General features: G+C 48.7%; 11 protein-coding genes. 7 read left to right on the top strand and 4 right to left on the bottom strand.

The window, feature by feature from the left end; genetic code table 11:
- The first annotated feature begins 646 nt into the window (after positions 1–646).
- The 6 genes from ASG93_RS23120 to ASG93_RS23095 all read left to right on the top strand — a co-directional run bounded on the left by ASG93_RS23120 (position 647) and on the right by ASG93_RS23095 (position 8,504).
- Positions 647–1,483, top strand: a complete 837-nt coding sequence (locus ASG93_RS23120) for a glycoside hydrolase family 32 protein (RefSeq protein WP_200984516.1) — start codon at positions 647–649, stop codon at positions 1,481–1,483.
- Positions 1,392–1,910, top strand: a complete 519-nt coding sequence (locus ASG93_RS35970; RefSeq protein WP_200984518.1) for a GH32 C-terminal domain-containing protein — start codon at positions 1,392–1,394, stop codon at positions 1,908–1,910. Before ASG93_RS23120 ends, ASG93_RS35970 begins: the two co-directional genes overlap by 92 nt.
- Before the next feature lie 433 nt (positions 1,911–2,343).
- Positions 2,344–4,554 (top strand): AraC family transcriptional regulator, encoded by a 2,211-nt coding sequence (locus ASG93_RS23110; protein WP_056835720.1) that lies wholly within the window; start codon positions 2,344–2,346, stop codon positions 4,552–4,554.
- Positions 4,555–4,633: 79 nt separating this feature from the next.
- The gene (locus ASG93_RS23105) at positions 4,634–6,211 is read left to right on the top strand and encodes an extracellular solute-binding protein (RefSeq protein ID WP_056835718.1); all 1,578 of its coding nucleotides are present in this window, start codon (positions 4,634–4,636) and stop codon (positions 6,209–6,211) included.
- 229 nt (positions 6,212–6,440) lie between these two features.
- On the top strand, positions 6,441–7,436 hold the full coding sequence (locus ASG93_RS23100; RefSeq protein ID WP_056835716.1) for an ABC transporter permease subunit: 996 nt from the start codon (positions 6,441–6,443) through the stop codon (positions 7,434–7,436).
- Between the two features lie 207 nt (positions 7,437–7,643).
- Positions 7,644–8,504 carry a helix-turn-helix domain-containing protein gene (locus ASG93_RS23095; RefSeq protein WP_056835714.1) on the top strand — a complete coding sequence of 287 codons (861 nt, stop codon included), beginning with the start codon at positions 7,644–7,646 and terminating at the stop codon, positions 8,502–8,504.
- 92 nt (positions 8,505–8,596) lie between these two features.
- Here the strand turns inward: ASG93_RS23095 and ASG93_RS23090 are convergent, their stop codons facing one another.
- The 4 genes from ASG93_RS23090 to ASG93_RS23075 form a co-directional block, all read right to left on the bottom strand.
- The gene (locus ASG93_RS23090) at positions 8,597–9,532 is read right to left on the bottom strand and encodes a X2-like carbohydrate binding domain-containing protein (protein WP_235550950.1); all 936 of its coding nucleotides are present in this window, start codon (positions 9,530–9,532) and stop codon (positions 8,597–8,599) included.
- A 2-nt stretch (positions 9,533–9,534) separates the two neighbouring features.
- Complete coding sequence (locus tag ASG93_RS23085) at positions 9,535–10,215, bottom strand: beta-galactosidase (protein WP_235550949.1); 681 nt, start codon at positions 10,213–10,215, stop codon at positions 9,535–9,537.
- Positions 10,216–10,373: 158 nt separating this feature from the next.
- A complete protein-coding gene (locus ASG93_RS23080; RefSeq protein ID WP_056835708.1) occupies positions 10,374–12,140 on the bottom strand; it encodes an S-layer homology domain-containing protein in 1,767 nt (588 codons plus the stop codon).
- A gap of 86 nt (positions 12,141–12,226) precedes the next feature.
- On the bottom strand, positions 12,227–14,845 hold the full coding sequence (locus ASG93_RS23075) for a cellulase family glycosylhydrolase (protein WP_063891948.1): 2,619 nt from the start codon (positions 14,843–14,845) through the stop codon (positions 12,227–12,229).
- Between the two features lie 219 nt (positions 14,846–15,064).
- Here ASG93_RS23075 and ASG93_RS23070 point away from each other — a divergent pair, with 219 nt between their 5' ends.
- A complete protein-coding gene (locus tag ASG93_RS23070) occupies positions 15,065–16,108 on the top strand; it encodes an AraC family transcriptional regulator (RefSeq protein ID WP_056835706.1) in 1,044 nt (347 codons plus the stop codon).
- The last annotated feature ends 601 nt before the right edge of the window (positions 16,109–16,709 follow it).

The following is a 16,709-nucleotide window of genomic DNA, read 5'->3' as shown; positions in this document are numbered from 1 at the left end:
CCAAAAAACAAAGCAGCGAAGTAATCGCCTCTTCGACGTCGTCGAGTTGACCGACGCGACCAAGAGCCATAATTCCTGCGACGTGCTTGTTTATCTCAKGATTATCGCGAAGTGCTCCATCGCTGAAATCAGTAGCGATGGCTCCTCGGGCAATGGCGTTGACAGGATCATAAACGTCAAAGGATGGCCAAATGACTCTCCTGTACGACGGCTAACCACTGCCGTGCGATCAGTTCGTGGCCTGCCGCCGTCGGGTGCACCCCATCCCAGATCCAGTATGACGCATCGGCTCTCTTGCAGGCATCGTCAAACACAGCGGTTGTGGTGCAAAGCTCTAATTCATGATAATTTTTGAACAGCGGGGATGCGGAACTCTGGGCGATTTGCGATTCTAATGAAAGAGCCCTTCACGCCAAAGGGGACGAGTTTGACGTTCCGAAGTCGTGTCGGTTCACCCAATATGAAGACCTGTTAAGAGATCCTGAAAGGTATCGATCTGCACTCCAAATATGAGACGGAACTTACATGAACAACTGGGAGCTTCTGATTCCCGCAATCCTGCTCACCATCTTGCCCATTCTGATTGCTTATTTGTTCGGACAACGGTATATCATCAAGGGAGTTATGCAAGGAGCGATCAAATAATATGACACATCAATCAAAGGTGGAAAGAGCTACACGGACGAACAAGGAAGGGAAAGAGCGGGCAGCTAAGGATTATTGGAGGCCTCAGTACCATGTTTCTCCACCGGTCAATTGGATGAACGACCCGAACGGATTCTGTTTTTATAAAGGGGAATATCATCTTTTTTACCAGCATCATCCATACTCGCCGTATTGGGACGATATGCACTGGGGGCATGTCAAAAGTGTCGATTTGGTGCACTGGACTGAATTGCCGATCGCATTGGCTCCTTCGGAAGAATATGACCGCGATGGTTGTTTCTCGGGTAGTGCCATCGAAAAGGACGGAATGTTGTATTTGATGTATACCGGAAACCGTTGGACAGGAACCAACCGGGATACCGACTTTAAGCAGGTCCAATGTCTGGCTATCAGCCTGGATGGCATTACATTTGATATATGGCCATGCAATCCGGTGATCGACAGGGCGCCGGAAGGGGACATCCATCCCCATCATTTCCGTGATCCGAAAGTATGGAAACACGGTGGTTACTATTACTGTGTTCTCGGGTCCCGAACGAAGGAGCACTTGGGCCAGGTTCTGCTTTATCGATTTAATGATATGTTTAACTGGGAATTTATCGGTGTGCCGGCCAAGGTAAATCAAGGCGATAATCGCGGATATATGTGGGAATGTCCAGATCTATTTTCGCTGGATGGACATGACGTGCTTGTGTTGTCGCCGCAGGGAATGAAGCCCGAAGAGGATAAATATCATAATTTGCATCAAGCCGGATACATGCTGCTGCCGTCCGATCCAGGAGCTCTCGAGACTTCGAGGCGGTGTCACAGCCTATGAAAATGTCAAGGTATCCGGAGAAACATCTTTAGACGGGATAGCTGGCGATTGTTATGAGATGGAAGTATGGATGGATATGACGGAGGCTGTCAGCGCGGGAATCAAATTGAGAGTCAATGAAGCTAAGGATGAGCAGACGGTTCTGAACTTCAAACGAGACGAAAATGCAGTAACGCTGGATCGCAACAAGTCCGGGAAAGGGCCAGGCGGAGTTCGGAAAGCGCCAGTTGAGTTGGTTAACGGTATTTTGCAGCTTCGCATTTTTGTGGACCGGTCTTCTGTTGAAGTGTTCTTGCAAGACGGAGCTAAAGTGATGACGGCGCGGATATACCCGGGTGAAACATCGACGGGGATTTGCTTTTTTGCTGAGGGCAACGTTAAGATCATCCGGTTGTATAAATGGGATTTGAAAAAAGTGTGGGAATAGTGGAAGGAGCCGCATCCAGTGAATAAAGTTTGGTGGAAAGAGGCAGTAGCTTATCAAATCTGCCCGCTAGCAATGGGGATGGAATCGGCGATTTGCAAGGTATCATTTCCAAACTCGACTATTTAAAGGAGTACAGTAGGCAATGGTTTGTAAGAAGTACTTCAAAACTTATTTGTAATTCAGCCTTTTTGATCATAACAACCACTTCAAAACTTTATTTGTATTTTATTTATACGGAAAAAACCAGCAAACCCTTAAATTTGCTGGTTTCTTGCACTTCAAAACATATTTGTCACCCAACAGTTCCAACACTTGCAATCTACGAACCTCTGGCAAATCAAGCAAAAGATTGGTATATTGGTTTTACCCGAGGTCAATGGAAGAGAAACATTCAGAAGTTGTACGGTATCAAGGACTGTGCGGGAGGATACTCATGAAATTCTTGTCTTTTTATAGAGATACCTTTTTTAACCGCCTCATCTTATCGCATACGGCATTAGCTGTCGTGCTGCTCGGACTTGCGGGGGGCTACCTGTACACGCAGGCCAATCAGATGATGGTGAACGAAATCGCCAGGGATAGCCAAAGCCGTCTCGTTACGGCTAAGGATTATGTGGAACGGAGCTTGCTGCAAAAATACGAAGACAATCTACGAAATAAGGTCATACCCACCATTTTCACTCGGAACAACTCTAATTTAAATTATTTGCTGGATAATGAATGGGTAGGAAACCTTGATCTTATTCTATCCTTGCAACAAGATCTTGACAGTTTTAGGAAAACATCTGAAGGCGCTTCCAATATAACCGTGTATTTTCATAAAGGAAATTATGTCGTAAACAGCGATCTTTTCTTTGAAAATCCTGAAAACTCCAAGGACTTCGGTTTTATAGGGCAGCTTTCGCAAATTGCTCCGAACCGGTGGATGATCCGCACATTGCCGGACGGAAAACAAGTGATGACGTATGTCGTTAAGCTCCCATATGGGATTGGCAGCTCTTCGCCGAAAGGATACCTTTATGTTGACGTCGATCTGGAGTACCTGAAGCAGGCTGTAGCTAAAATCATTACCTCCTCATTCGAGAGGTTCTATATATTCGATGCGAACGGGAATGTACTCCTGCAAACAGCCGGGGAGAATCCGGAAGAAGTCGGGCTGCTTCAGCAAGCCATCGGATCCGGCAAGACCGTCTCAAAGATCAGCGACAGTGTGCGCGGTACCATCGTATTATCGCATCTCGCCGGCTCGAAGTCGGAACTTGGTTGGACCTATGCGATAGTTCGGCCGATGAATTCATTTGTGCTGGATTCAAAACGAATGAAAACCAAAATTTTCGTAGCCTGCTGTCTTGTACTCGTGTTCGGGCTTGCGGTTTCCTACCTCATTTCCAAACGTTTCTATCTCCCGATGAAAAAGCTGATCCAACATGTTCGCAACCTGTATCAACCGGGTCTGAACCCAGGCCATGCGAATGAATATATGATTATCGGCAGTGCGCTCCACTTCATGGGACAAAAAATCGTGAGTTTGGAATCTCAGGCCAAAAAGAATGAGATGAAAAACCTGGTGTTGGGCGCCAGTCTCGGTCTAGTGCATGTGGATGGCCTGCAACAGGAATGCCGCTATCAGGTGGTACATGCCCAACTCATCGAAGGCGATAGCGAGAAGCTAAAGATGCGATACGAGCAATTCGATCGCACCGTGCCATACGAGGTTGTTTGCTTGAATTCGCAGGAAGTGGCCATTATTTACTTCCTGGATTCACGCACCGAGATGGATGATGATATAGTAGCAGCGGAATTGGACAAAATCAAGGACGAAGTACGGGGAGAGCTTCGATTCGGAGCGGGTATCGGCACTTCGGTCGTATCGCCCGAAAAAATTCCTCTTTCCTATCGAGTCGCTCATCAAGCGTATCGATATCGCTTTATGTACGGTCCTGAAGCAATCATTCTTCATTCGAAAATTTCCGCTTTTGATCCGAAGCCGCCACTGATTCCTCTGGCTACATTTCAGAATACGCTTAAGGCCGGGGATGTAGAGGGCGCTAATCTATTTATCGATGAATTCGCTGCGATTCTGATGGAACGGAATATGCAGCTTGAATCGGTGGAACTCGCGCTTCTTCAGCTCGTTTCCGCACTGTACGAAACGATCATTGAGTTGGGGCTGCAGCAAATCGTTCCTCCTTCTAATCTGTTTGACGAACTGAAGAAAGATACGCTGGCAGACACGATGGCATCGATTCGCAGACTTTCCGAACGGATTGGGGTTCATGTGCGGGATTCAGTCAAGCATAAGCAAGCGGAAGTCATTTTCAAGCTGAAAGCCTATATCGATGAGCATTTGCACGAAGAGCTTTCTCTCAACGTTCTTTCCGAAGTTGCTTCGCTCGCTCCTGCCTACATTTCCACCTTGTTCGGCGAAGTGATGAACGAATCGTTTACCGAATACGTGACCCGAATCAGACTCGAAAAAGCTGCCTGCTTGCTGCGGGAGGACGATAAGTTGTCCGTTACGGAAATCGCTGCACTTGTCGGATATCGTAACCTGCAATATTTCCATGTTAAATTCAAAGCGCGTTTTGGCATTACTCCGGTTCAGTACAGACAAACGAAACCAACGGCGAGTGCGACCAACTAGCGGGTTTTTTCCTTAAACAGCCTTTTAACGGCTGTTTCTTCCATTTCTAAATAAAGAAATTAAAAGGGAGGACAAAACAATGAACCAAAGAAAACAGACTTTGCTTGGTCTGATGAGCATCGTCTTGTCGATGTCTCTCGTCGCGGTCGGTTGCGGCAAAGAAAGCAATAGCGGGACTACACCGAAGGCATCCGTAGAAACGGCGAAGCCCGAGGCCGGCGACAATCCGATTGAGATTACGTGGGCGAACAACTTCAGTCCTCCTGAAGCTGAAGGCAATTATGTGCAGAAGCAGCTGGAGCAAAAATTCAAGGTCAAAATCAAAAACGTCAAACTCGACCGCCAGGGATGGAAGGATAAATTTAACGTGCTGCTTGCTTCCGGACAAATTCCCGACATTTTCCCGATCGATGCAGACGAAACCGATATGGCCGCATGGGCGGACCAGGGCATCATTGCCAGCATTTCCCCGGATGAAATCCGAAACAATATGCCGAAGTATACGAAAGCGCTGGAATCGATTGACGCCGGCGCATGGAATGTTGGGTTCTATAATGGAAATAACTGGGGAATTCCGAAAGTATGGCCTATCGGCAATTCAGGCATGATCCCAGGTTACAATGAAGCATGGCTGAAGAAGATCGGCTACAATGAGCCTCCGAAGACGCTCGCGGAGCTGGAGGATGTGCTCACCAAATTCGTCAACAACGATCCGGACGGAAACGGCAAGAAGGATACGTACGGCATGTCGGGCCGAGGTAAGCTCCCGATCCAAATGTTCTCTTCCGTATTCTCGGCTTACGGCGTATCGCCGTATCAGTTCAAGATAGGTGCCGACGGCAAAGTCGTATATGGCGGCATCACGGAAGAAACTCGCTCGGCTCTCAAGCTTTTGAACAAGTGGTTCAATGCCGGACTTATCGATCCGGAGTTCATTACGGCGGATAACGGTCAGCTTAATGATAAATTCGCCAACCAAAAGATCGGCATGGTCGATAACATGGGTTGGAGCAGCTTTGACGCTGAATCCGGATATATTACGAAATCCGCATTGGAAAAGGGCCAACACGTTATTGCGGGAAAGCCGGTTATCGGGCCGGCCGGCAAAGCGTATGCCTTCTCCGCCGGCGCGCGCCAAGCCCCTGTACTGTTAGGCGTGCAGCTTGAGAAGGATGCAGCGAAACGGGCCAGGATTGAGCAAATTCTCGAATATGTGGCAACAAATTCGGAAGGCTGGCTGCTTACGGTTTACGGTGAGAAGGGCGTCAGCTACGATATGAACGGTGACTTTGTCGTTGCAAGGCTGACACCGGAGGCCTCAAAAGCCGGCGCCGGCAGCTTCTACAACCCGCTTGTGTATGTTGATACTTCTATGGTGAAATATAACACGACCAAGGAATTGCTGGATCTGAAGGCGAAGCTGGACAACGGTTATGAGCCGCTCAGAGACGTTATTGGCCCGGCCGTATTGACCGCCAAGGCGAAATATTGGGCGAGTTTGCAGACGCTGATGGATAATTATTTGATTAAAGCCGTCATCGGCAAAGCGGATACGGATAAAGGGTTCGACGATTTTAAGGTGAATTGGCTGAAATCCGGAGGCCAAGAATTGACGGACGAAGCCAACAAGGTATATGCACAGCGGCAAAAGAAATAATTGAATAGGAAGCTCAGCGAGGCAGAATAGCGCATTTCCGCCCCCAATATTTCCCAAACAGCCGATTTCAGGCTGTTTTTTTTCATTTCTAAAGAAATTAACATCCGATTTTGAAAGAATTCAAAAAAATTCGAATGAAATTGACATGGAAAAAGCGCTTTCAATCGTTTACATTTGGGGCATAGCACCAGGGACACAACAACTCAAACTTTGAAAGGAGATACAAAACATGAATCCGGCAAACGCCTCTGAACTAAGTGTTGTCAAAGAGGCCGGCAAAAAAACGGAATCCAGGTTGGCCTACAACTGGAGACTATATAAAAAGAACAAGTATTTGTTTCTATTATTAGCTCCTGTGCTAATCTGGTATGCCGTTTTTCATTACGGCCCGATGTACGGCATTCAACTGGCTTTTAAAGATTTTTACATTATGAAAGGAATATGGGACAGTCCTTGGGTGGGGTTCAAGCACTTTCATTATTTGTTTTTCATGTCCCCCGACTTTTGGAAAATCATGAAGAATACGCTTGTGATCAGCTTTTATCACATCGTCATCGGTTTTCCCGCACCGATCATCTTGGCCCTGTTGTTTAACGAACTCCGGTTTTCGTTATTCAAGAAGGTGGCTCAAACGATTTCGTATTTGCCTCACTTTCTATCGTGGATCGTTCTGGGGGGCATTATGATTACGCTGTTATCTCCGAATAGCGGGGTTGTCAATTATTTTATCCAGATGTTGGGGTTTGAGCCGATCTATTTTCTGGGGAACGAATCCTGGTTTCGCTTTACGCTGGTCACATCCGCTATCTGGAAAGAAGTCGGCTGGGGCATGATCATCTATTTGGCCGCTTTGGCCGGAGTAGATCAGCAGCTTTACGAAGCGGCTGTCATCGACGGCGCGAACCGCTGGAAGCAAACGCTGCACATTACGCTTCCGTCGATTCTTCCGGTCATCACCATCTTGTTAATCCTGCGGGTCGGCCACATTCTGGACGGAGGCTTCGACCAGATCCTCACTTTGTATTCGCCCGCCACCTACGGCGTAGCCGATATTTTGGACACATACGTGTACCGCCTGCAGCGGGCATGCGTTTTGTTGAAGCACACCCATCACCCCATTACGAAAATTTCCTATGATTGCGGGTTTAACGACAGCAACTATTTCACACGTCAATTCTCCAAAACCTTGGGGATATCCCCAAAAGCCTACAGATTGAATCGGTAAACGGAGGCTCTGCAGCATATCAAGCAACATCAATTATTTCTTTACGATATTCAAAAAACATACAGACACGAACCCTGGAGATTACCGGCAAGTATAATCATTAAAGTCCTTTCTATAATAGTTGAAGTTGGGATCGCTTCCAGACTGATATAAACTTGAATCAGAGCGCCTCGGTGTGTCATAGAAAAAAAGATGGAGGTCAAAATCTTGGATATCGTCTACTTGGATTGGTTTACCACCGATGAGCAGTTTCCGTTCTTTATTCAATACGGTGGACACGATGAGGATACTAGACTCCACAAGCATTTTGAATTCTCCGAGCTCGTGGTTGTGTTGAATGGAAACGCTACGCATATTGTCAATACCGAAACCTTCCACATTAAGAAAGGCAACGTATTTATCATTGACGGGGACACCCTCCATGCTTACAAAGATCCTCTTGATTTCAAAATATGCAATATTATGTATCGGCCTGAGATGCTTAAGTCGATCGGTCCGGATTTGAGAACCTCCAACGGCTTCCAGGCGATGTTCGTGTTGGAACCGTTTTACCGCAATATTCATACTCATCAAAGCAGATTCCAATTGTCTATGCCCGGCCTGAATTACGTCTCAACGCTCATTTCCATCATGATCGACGAATACAACGGCAAGCAGCAAGGATACCAGACCATGCTTATTTCCAGGTTTATGGAGCTCGTTGTTTATCTTTCCAGACAATATGACAAACAGGAGACAGGCACGGACAGCAACTTGATGCATTTGGCGAATGCGATCTCCTATATAGAAAACCACTACCTCGAGCCCCTTACTCTGGATGCAATTGCGGCCAACTCCAATATTTCGGTCCGGCATTTAAACCGGCTATTTCAATCGTATAATCAGACAACACCCATGGCCTACCTTCAACGGCTCCGTCTGCAGCGGGCATGCGTTTTGTTGAAGCACACCCATCACCCCATTACGAAAATTTCCTATGATTGCGGGTTTAACGACAGCAACTATTTCACACGCCAGTTCACCAAAAACTTGGGAGTTTCACCCAGAGAATACAGATTTAACCAGTAAACGGCAAACGTACAGACAAATATAGGTCACTGCGGAAAAAGAGCCCTGCTCCGGCGCGGACGCCGGCAGGATCTACCGTTACGGTTTCGGCTCTATAATGCTGAACCCGTGATACTCGTGCCGTTCTTCGTAATCGTGTACTCGATAATGGCGCCGCTCCAGAAGTGGAACTTCAGAATCACCGTTCCGTCGTTCACTTCATTGAAGAAGCCCTGTGTAAGAGAGATTTCGTTGTTAGCATAAGATGGTTTGTATGTCCGGGCGTACTCCTTGAACGAAGTCCAGTTATGCGGACCGGCGTTGCCCCCTGCAGCGTATACCGCCTCCATCGTGGCAAGACGGTCGCCGTTGAAGGCAGTCGGAATCGCAAAGCTGTCGGTTGTGCCTACAACGTTTTGCAGCACCGGCGTGTCATTGTACATGACATGGAAGGTCCAATCGGCGCCCTTGTTGAATCGGGCTTTAATTAAGGCGACCTCGCCCAGCTCGGCCGATTCGGTCAGCTTGGCGAGATAACTGGCTTTCACGGTCAGGTCTTCGCCATTCAACACATAATCCGTGCCTTCAACCAATTCGTAGTCTCCGACTTTGATGCTGGTCAGAACATTGTCGTTCAAGCTCAAGGGCATTACGGCGTCTTGGTCCTGTGCACCTTTCCTGATGAAGATCAGATCGGATTCGGCCGTAGAGGAGCGGCTCTTCAAGCTGGCCATGATCAGATTGTAAAGCTCCGGATCGTCCCACTGAAGCGTTCTGCGGTCAAAACGCCCGCCGTTGTCCCACAGCATAGTGGTAAGATGCTTCTCTTGAACTTTATGTGTGAAATACTCTATGTACTTCAACATCTCGCCATGCTCGGGCACAACTTCACCGAACGGCGTTTTGAAAGGTGTAGCATCCCAGCCGAGCAGTTCGTATTCGCCTACGATGACGGGAATTCCTTTCGATACGAATGTATTATACACAGTGTCAGCCGTTGTATCGAGTTCCTTCTTCAAAAAGTCATCAAACTTCGTAAAGCCCGCGATGTTTACGCTGAACGGCCAGAATCCGTAATTATGAACAGTTGCGATGATGGGTCACGAAATGGCCCGGACACCGCTTCCGCAGAAGATCCACCTGCAGCTGTCACGACGGAATCCGTCTCGAACCTTTTCCAGTCCAACAGATAGGAAGGGTTTCTGTGGGTGGCTCCGCCAAGGGGGGGCTTGATCTGAGACCAGCTGCTGTATTCTCCGCTCCAGACGACGGTGCCCCATTCACGGTTAAGAGCCTCCAAAGATCCATACTTGATCTTCAGCCATTGGCGGAACCGCTCGCTGCAATGGTCGCAATGGCACTCGTTCAGGCCAAATTCGTTATCGATCTGCCATCCGATAACAGCCGGGTGCTTCGAATAATGCGATGCCAGCTTATCTACGATTCTCTCCGAATAAAGCCGCATGGAAGGACTGTTATAGCAACGGTTTCCGCGGATCCCGGGATATCGTGGATGCAGCAAGGCATCAACGGGAAGCACGTCGGGATGCCGCTCCACAAGCCAATTCGGCGGCGTGTTGGTCGGAGTTCCGATCACGGCCTCGATGCCCCGTTGATGGAAGACGTCTATCGCATCGTCCAACCATGCGAAATCGTACCTTCCTTCCTCCGGCTCCAGACGCGACCAGGCAAATTCAGCTAACCGGATCAACCGGACGCCCGTCTGCCGCATTAGCTCCGCATCCTGATCCCACATCCCACGCTCCCAATGCTCCGGATAATAATCCACACCCATCTTCATACTCTAACCTCCCCACCCTTCCACAACATTCTGATTTTTATAAAAAGAGCCCTGCCAAAGCCTACAGGCTCTGGCAGGGCTACAGTTCCTTAGTTTATTGCTTTGCTAATCATGACAGCGGCTTGTGCACGTGTCAGCAACTCCTTCGGATGAAGATAGCCGTCATAACCCTGAATGATGCCCGATGCGGACAATGCTGCCACGCTGTCCGCTGCATAGGAAGAAATGTCATCGTTATCGTGGAACTGCAGCAATGCTGCATCCCTCGGAGGCAAATCTTTATCGGCAGCCGCCATCGCCCGCTGCGCCAATACGATCGCGTCCTGGCGCGTTATGGAGTCCCCCGGGCGGAACCGATTATCCAGATCGCCTTCAACGATCCTCAAATTTTTGGCTTGAGCAAGCGCCTTGCTGTAATACGCCTTAGTATCCGTGTCTTCGAAGGCCGCTGCGGTCTCCTCATCCGCAGCCGCACTATCCAGCTCCAAGGCGCGCATCAGCATCAGCAAATAATCCGAACGCTTGATTTCCAGACCCGGCTCAAAATGCTCTTCGTCCATTCCAAGGATGATCTCCCTGGCAGCCATGGCTTCAATACCTGATTGCGCCCAGTCCAACCCTTCGATGTCTGCGAAGGTTTTGTTAACATAGGCGAATGCGAATACGCTGAAATGCGTAGTCGAAAATGTGACTTGACCGGTTGTCGGATCATACTTTCCATTCTTGATCACCTGAGCCTCGCCTTGTGCGTCGATGTACCACACGACGATCTTCTCCGGATGCTTAAGCTCATTGGCGGAAGGTGTATAAGCAGTGGTAATGGTTACCGGTGCTTTCGGATTGTTCCATGCTATGATTTCCCCACCGGACTGCACATGAAGCTCAAGAACAGGGCGGTCGCCAATTTTCTCCTGCATTTTGTCATTCAGCGCGCTTACGTCCGCTCTGCCGATGCTAACCGAAACCTGATTGGTGTTTACGTTGGTATTGGAGAGCATGCCGCTCGGAATGGTGATTTTCCCTACCGATGTTGTAATTTCATAGACAATATTCGATTCCGAATCCCGCAGCGCATCTGATGGAATTTCCAGCTCATACTTTTGTGCGCCTTTCACTTCAGATATCTCGATTCCGACAGTCTTGGCGCCGTTCTTGCCCGATGAAGGGACTTGCTCCTTCGCTTTCTTCAAGCTTTCGCTACCAACCGTCGAGACGGCCGCCTTTTTGTTCTCGTCCATTCGGGCGCCAAGTCGAATTGAATTCTTGGAAACGACAGGCTTGCCATTCTTTGGCGTTGGAGTTGGCGTTGCTGTTGGCGTTGCTGTTGGCGTTGCCGTTGGAGTACCATTTCCTGTATTGTTCACATAGCTGACATCGATCTTGTCTCCTGCAGTCCATACGGTCCTGTTCGAATCCTTGTCCAGCGCAGTTACCTCAAGCAGCTGGACGTCGGCTTGTCCAACCGAGAGGCCTTCGAATGTAATCGTAAACAATGCAGCGTTGTCCGAAATGCCTGCAGTGTTGCCCAGATGAGTGGCGAAGACGGTAATGCGGCCAGTCTCGGAATTATTCTTCATATCGGAGAAAGCGATCAGGCTGCTGAGCGAGCCGACGACCTTCAGCCGATCCTTCGTATAGGATAGCTTGGCTTCAACACCATACAGATTGCTCAAGTTCGATCCCTGCACTGTGATCTGCACGGTATCTCCGATGTTGGGCGTTGTCCGATTGGCAGACAAGGAATAAGAAGCCGTTTCAGAACCGCTTGCAAGTACGGCGGAAGCCGGAGCGGCGGCTGATACGCCCCATAACACAACTAATCCGGTCAACAGCAGCTTCTTCAATTTGATTAACATACCGATTCACCCTTTCGTTCTGGATGCCGTTCCATGTAGAAAAGCGGGGGGGGCTGGTTGCGTTGCAACCGCCCCCCCCCGCCCTGCTATTTCTGAACAGATAAGATTTTTCTTGCAATCACTACGATATCTGTAAGTCCGATGCTGTTATCCATGTCAACATCGACGAGGCGAGCTTCACTCCAATCGGAGCTGAGGGAGGTCTTTCCATAGTGCTTCGCCGCTTTGACCAAATCTCCGATATCTACCTGCTGGTTGCCGGTAACATCACCCGTTGTAACATGGAAGATCTGTACCGCATCAGAAAGCGCGACAATTGCATCGGTGATCTGCTGCGTTGTCGCCGCCGGATCGCTTTCTACGGCTTTCGCCGCATTCAACGACACAAGCAAGCGAGCCTTGGCACCGGAATAATATTGCCCAACCCCATTCCCTTCTACCGCCTGATCGTACAGCTGCTGCACTTCAGCAATTTTGGCGCGAAGAGCGGTTTTGTCAGACACCTTATTGATGTTCAAGGTTTTAGCCAATCCTGTCGCGTCAAACAGATTGCTGTCCATATCGGACAGTTGCACCCGTATGACGTTAATGGATGTGAGGGTGTCATTCAACAACTCTTTCGCCTTCCAGTTCAGCTTCAATACTGCACCGTCTTCCGAAATGCCGGTGCTAAGTCCGGGGCTGAACAGCAAGATCCGAACCTTTCCTTCGGTTACATCCATAGCTGCGATCTGGATGCCATCGATTAACGATTCCGCATCTACGAACTCGAGGCTGTTTTTATCGAATTCGATCGTGATATCCTGTCCATATACAGCACCGTATACAGAAGAGCTCACATTTTTTAAGCTGTAATTCAACGAGAAGGATTGGCCTCCGTCTACGGAACTTAGAGAAGACAATTCTGTTTGTACCGATTTCTGAGCCGGAGCGCCAGTAACGCTCGTGCCGTTTTTCGTAACCTTATATTGAGTTGTTGCTCCGCTGCGGAAATAGAACGTCAGAGCAACTTCGTCACCGCTTGTTACTTCTTTGAAGAAGTTCTCTGTGAGAAGGATTTCATTCGTTGCATAAGAAAGCTTGTATGACTCGGCAATCGCTTTGTACGAAGTCCAGTTAGGCGGCCCGGCGATGCCCCCTTTAGTGTACACGGCCTCCATCGTGGCAAGACGGTCGCCGTTGAAGGCAGTTGGAATTGCAAAATTCGTGTTGGAGCCTTCTGCGTTTTGTTGAACCGGTGTGTCGTTATACATGACATTGAAGGTCCAATCTACACCTTTGTTGAAATGGGCCTTCAATACGGCGACCTCGCCCAATTGAGCCGATTGGATCAACTTTGCAATGAATCCTGCTTTCAAGACCAGGTCATTGCCATTCACCACATAATCGCTTCCTGCGGTCAAGCTTTCATTTCCAGCGGTGATGCCGGTCAGATTGTTGCCGTTCAAGTTCAAATGGATGACGGTGTCCTGGGCCGGAGCACCCTTCTTGATGAAGATCAGATCGGATTCGGCGGTGGAGGAACGGCCTTCCAAGCCCGCCATGATGTAATTGTAAGTATCCTGGTCATTCCACTTATACGTGGAACGGTCAAAACGGGAGGTGTTGTCCCACAGCATATGGGTCATTTTATTCTGTTTGAAAACATAGGTAGAATACTCGAAGAACTTGTTCGCCTCGCCTTTCTCGGGCACATCGTCACCGGCACCCCAGCTATCCCAGCCGAACACTCCGAATTCGCCTATAACAACGGGAACTCCTTTCGCTATGAACGTATTATACGCTCTCGCGGCCAATCCATCGATATCCTTAGCTGTGTCTCCATTATGCTCAAACGTCGAGTAGCCGGCAATGTTTATACCGAACGGCCAGAAGCCGTAAAAATGTATGGTGGCGATTAAATTCTTGTCGTTCAGCTTCGCCATCGTGCTTGCAAGATAATCCATATCCAGTTGAACGCCATTCGTAACTAACGTCGGCAATACAAGCGGACGAACGTCATTGGCACCCCCCGATGCTCTTACAATATGGAAGAAGGAGGTATTGAGCTCATCAAGCAACTCGTTCTGCTTCGCATTATCAACGTTGACAAATTGCGGTTCGTTGACGCTTTCAAACATCAGTTTGTTGGAATGATTCTTGAACCGGTCGGCAATTTGCGTCCAGAGCGCATTATATTGGGCCAAGACGGCGTCATGATTCGTCGGCATCTGGTTGATCCACCTAATGTTGTCGTGGTGAAGGTTGATCATGACATACAGACCCGCATCAAGCGACCAGTCCACAACTTGCTGAATCCGGTTCATCCAGGCCGGATCAACCGTGTAATCCGGTGCGGCGCCCGTATGACCGCCCCATTCCCATGTAGTCGGAATGCGGATACTTTTGAAGCCCTGTCTGGCAATTTCATTAATGAAATCCTGGGTTACGGTATCCTGGACTTCTTGCACCCAGTCCCCCCCAAATGCATCAAATGTATTGCCCAGGTTATATCCGGGCTGCATAGCGTCTACATAGTCCTGGATGGTGCCGGTTGGAACAGGGGCCGGGGCCGGAGCCGGAGCCGGCGATTCGGATATTACTGCTCCTACAGGTGCGCTGTCATTAGCTGCGACGGGAATCGCGCACATCAGCAGAAGTAAAACTGACATGCATAAGGTACTGATTTGTTTGGTGAAGCGAAGTAACTTTTTTCGTGTCTTCATCTGGATTCTCCCTTTTTGTTTTTTTGAAAGCGCATTCAGTTATATGATGCTGTCTTTCTATTTTGATAATATTACACAGTTTGATTAAAAACCTTGATTATTTGGACGGGGGAATAGAACGATCTAGACATTGCCCAATGATGGCTTAAGGTTCATTGATTCAATAGCATGATAAGCTTATAATAATCTTCATATTGCTCAAAGGATCGGAGAGCAGCCATGAAACATTCCCAACACCAATTGATCCGGCTTTATCTCGACAACCTTCAAGTCAATGTCACAGCCATGGGCTACAATCAGGTATGGACTGATTGGAGGGACCTGGATTACACACCGGACTATAATAAATTTTATATGATCTGCGACGGGGAAGGCTGGTTGAAAATCAGAGAATCGGAATATCTCCCCCAACCGGGCCAATGGTTCCTGATGCCGCAAGGAGTGAAGCAATCCTATTCCCTCACGGATGGTCCGCGGTTTACAAAGTATTGGTGCCACTTTACGGCAAGGATCGGGGAGAGCAATCTGTTCGATCTGCTTATGGTACCCTGCTACATCGATACATATGGCGATGCTGAGCCAGTACGGCTCTTCCGCGAGCTGCTCTCTTGCGAGACATCCGATGCCTTGACTTCTCCCTTGCTGCTTAAAGCTGCCATGTACAATCTGATCGCTTATTTCTTGGAGCATGCGTACGGAACGGAAGCCGGCATTCATCCCGCCGCAGTATCCGAACCACTCCAAACCGTCGTAGCATACATTCATGACCATTACAGCGACAACCTGACCATCCGGGAGCTGGCCGACAGGGCGCACCTTCATCCGAATTACTTCATCCGCTTATTCAAACGGCATTTCGGCACCTCCCCCGATTCAATTCGTCAACCAAAAAAGGATAGAAAAAGCGAAATGGCTATTATCTACTACGAACCTCCCTTTGTCCGAGATCGGAGACTCCGTCGGGATCCCCGACATCTCTACCTGTCCAAACTATTCCGGTCCATGACCGGCTTCTCGCCATCCACATACCGAAAAACCGCAGCAACCACCGGCTCCCGCCTCCCGAGCCATAATATGTCATTGAAAAGGGCCGGTTTCAAAGACGATTGGGATTCCCTAATTGCAGGGAGTCCTTTTGTTTTTCGCTTGAATGAAAGCCCTCTCATTACTTCTTGTATGATTTTTGCAATAAATTATTGTGTATTTAACGTGGATTCGGAAAGTGTAGAATCATGGTATACCGCTCTGCAGCCGCAAGCATAGTGGTATCCAAATGTTTTCGAAAATGAAGTCATTCTGGATCTATTGCTTATCCTTAGCCTTAGTGTTAGGAATCGTCATTTCCGGTTGGATTACGCCGGCATCAGCGCCTTTATGGTTATACCTCCCCTACCTTGTTCGCGTTTGCGTCAAGGAAACTACGAGACTTCCCTCGGTCATCTACACATTCTCTTCCATCCATCCTGACCCTAATCACGTCGATGAGTCTTGCAGGTCATATCCCTTTTCGTGTTTTCCTGCAAGCTATACTAATTCAGCACAGGTTTCCCCGTTTTGACGGCGAGTCACCCTACATCTCCGCCACCTCTGGTTCACCGCATTCCGGGCTAGACTTTGCCTGCAGGCCCTTCAGATTCACCCTCGTGAGTGACACCCTGCCAGTCCTTCTCATAATGAGCTAGGACTTCTGCTTCGGCTACTGCACTTTAAAGGGTAAAGTTACCGAGTGGATTTGAACCACTTAGATTGTGAGACTGTGAGGCGCACGTCATAACCACCGGCTTAGCCGGTGGCTTCCTTCAGCCCTATAAGGGCATGGTACTAGCACGCGCCTCAAAGGCGCATTGAAGATCTGCCAACCGCG

It is taken from the genome of Paenibacillus sp. Soil787 (assembly GCF_001429545.1).
GTDB lineage: Bacteria > Bacillota > Bacilli > Paenibacillales > NBRC-103111 > Paenibacillus_E.
Note: the sequence above shows the minus strand (reverse complement) of the source record. Positions and strands in the feature narration are given on the sequence as shown.

Bases quoted from the DNA above. Each gene is read 5' to 3' on its own strand.
- ASG93_RS23105 (WP_056835718.1), top strand. From the start codon at position 4,634: ATGAACCAAAGAAAACAGACTTTGCTTGGTCTGATGAGCATCGTCTTG.
- ASG93_RS23120 (WP_200984516.1), top strand. From the start codon at position 647: ATGACACATCAATCAAAGGTGGAAAGAGCTACACGGACGAACAAGGAA.
- ASG93_RS23085 (WP_235550949.1), bottom strand. From the start codon at position 10,215: ATGCGGCAGACGGGCGTCCGGTTGATCCGGTTAGCTGAATTTGCCTGG.
- ASG93_RS23080 (WP_056835708.1), bottom strand. From the start codon at position 12,140: ATGTTAATCAAATTGAAGAAGCTGCTGTTGACCGGATTAGTTGTGTTA.
- ASG93_RS23075 (WP_063891948.1), bottom strand. From the start codon at position 14,845: ATGAAGACACGAAAAAAGTTACTTCGCTTCACCAAACAAATCAGTACC.
- ASG93_RS23070 (WP_056835706.1), top strand. From the start codon at position 15,065: ATGAAACATTCCCAACACCAATTGATCCGGCTTTATCTCGACAACCTT.
- ASG93_RS23110 (WP_056835720.1), top strand. From the start codon at position 2,344: ATGAAATTCTTGTCTTTTTATAGAGATACCTTTTTTAACCGCCTCATC.
- ASG93_RS23100 (WP_056835716.1), top strand. From the start codon at position 6,441: ATGAATCCGGCAAACGCCTCTGAACTAAGTGTTGTCAAAGAGGCCGGC.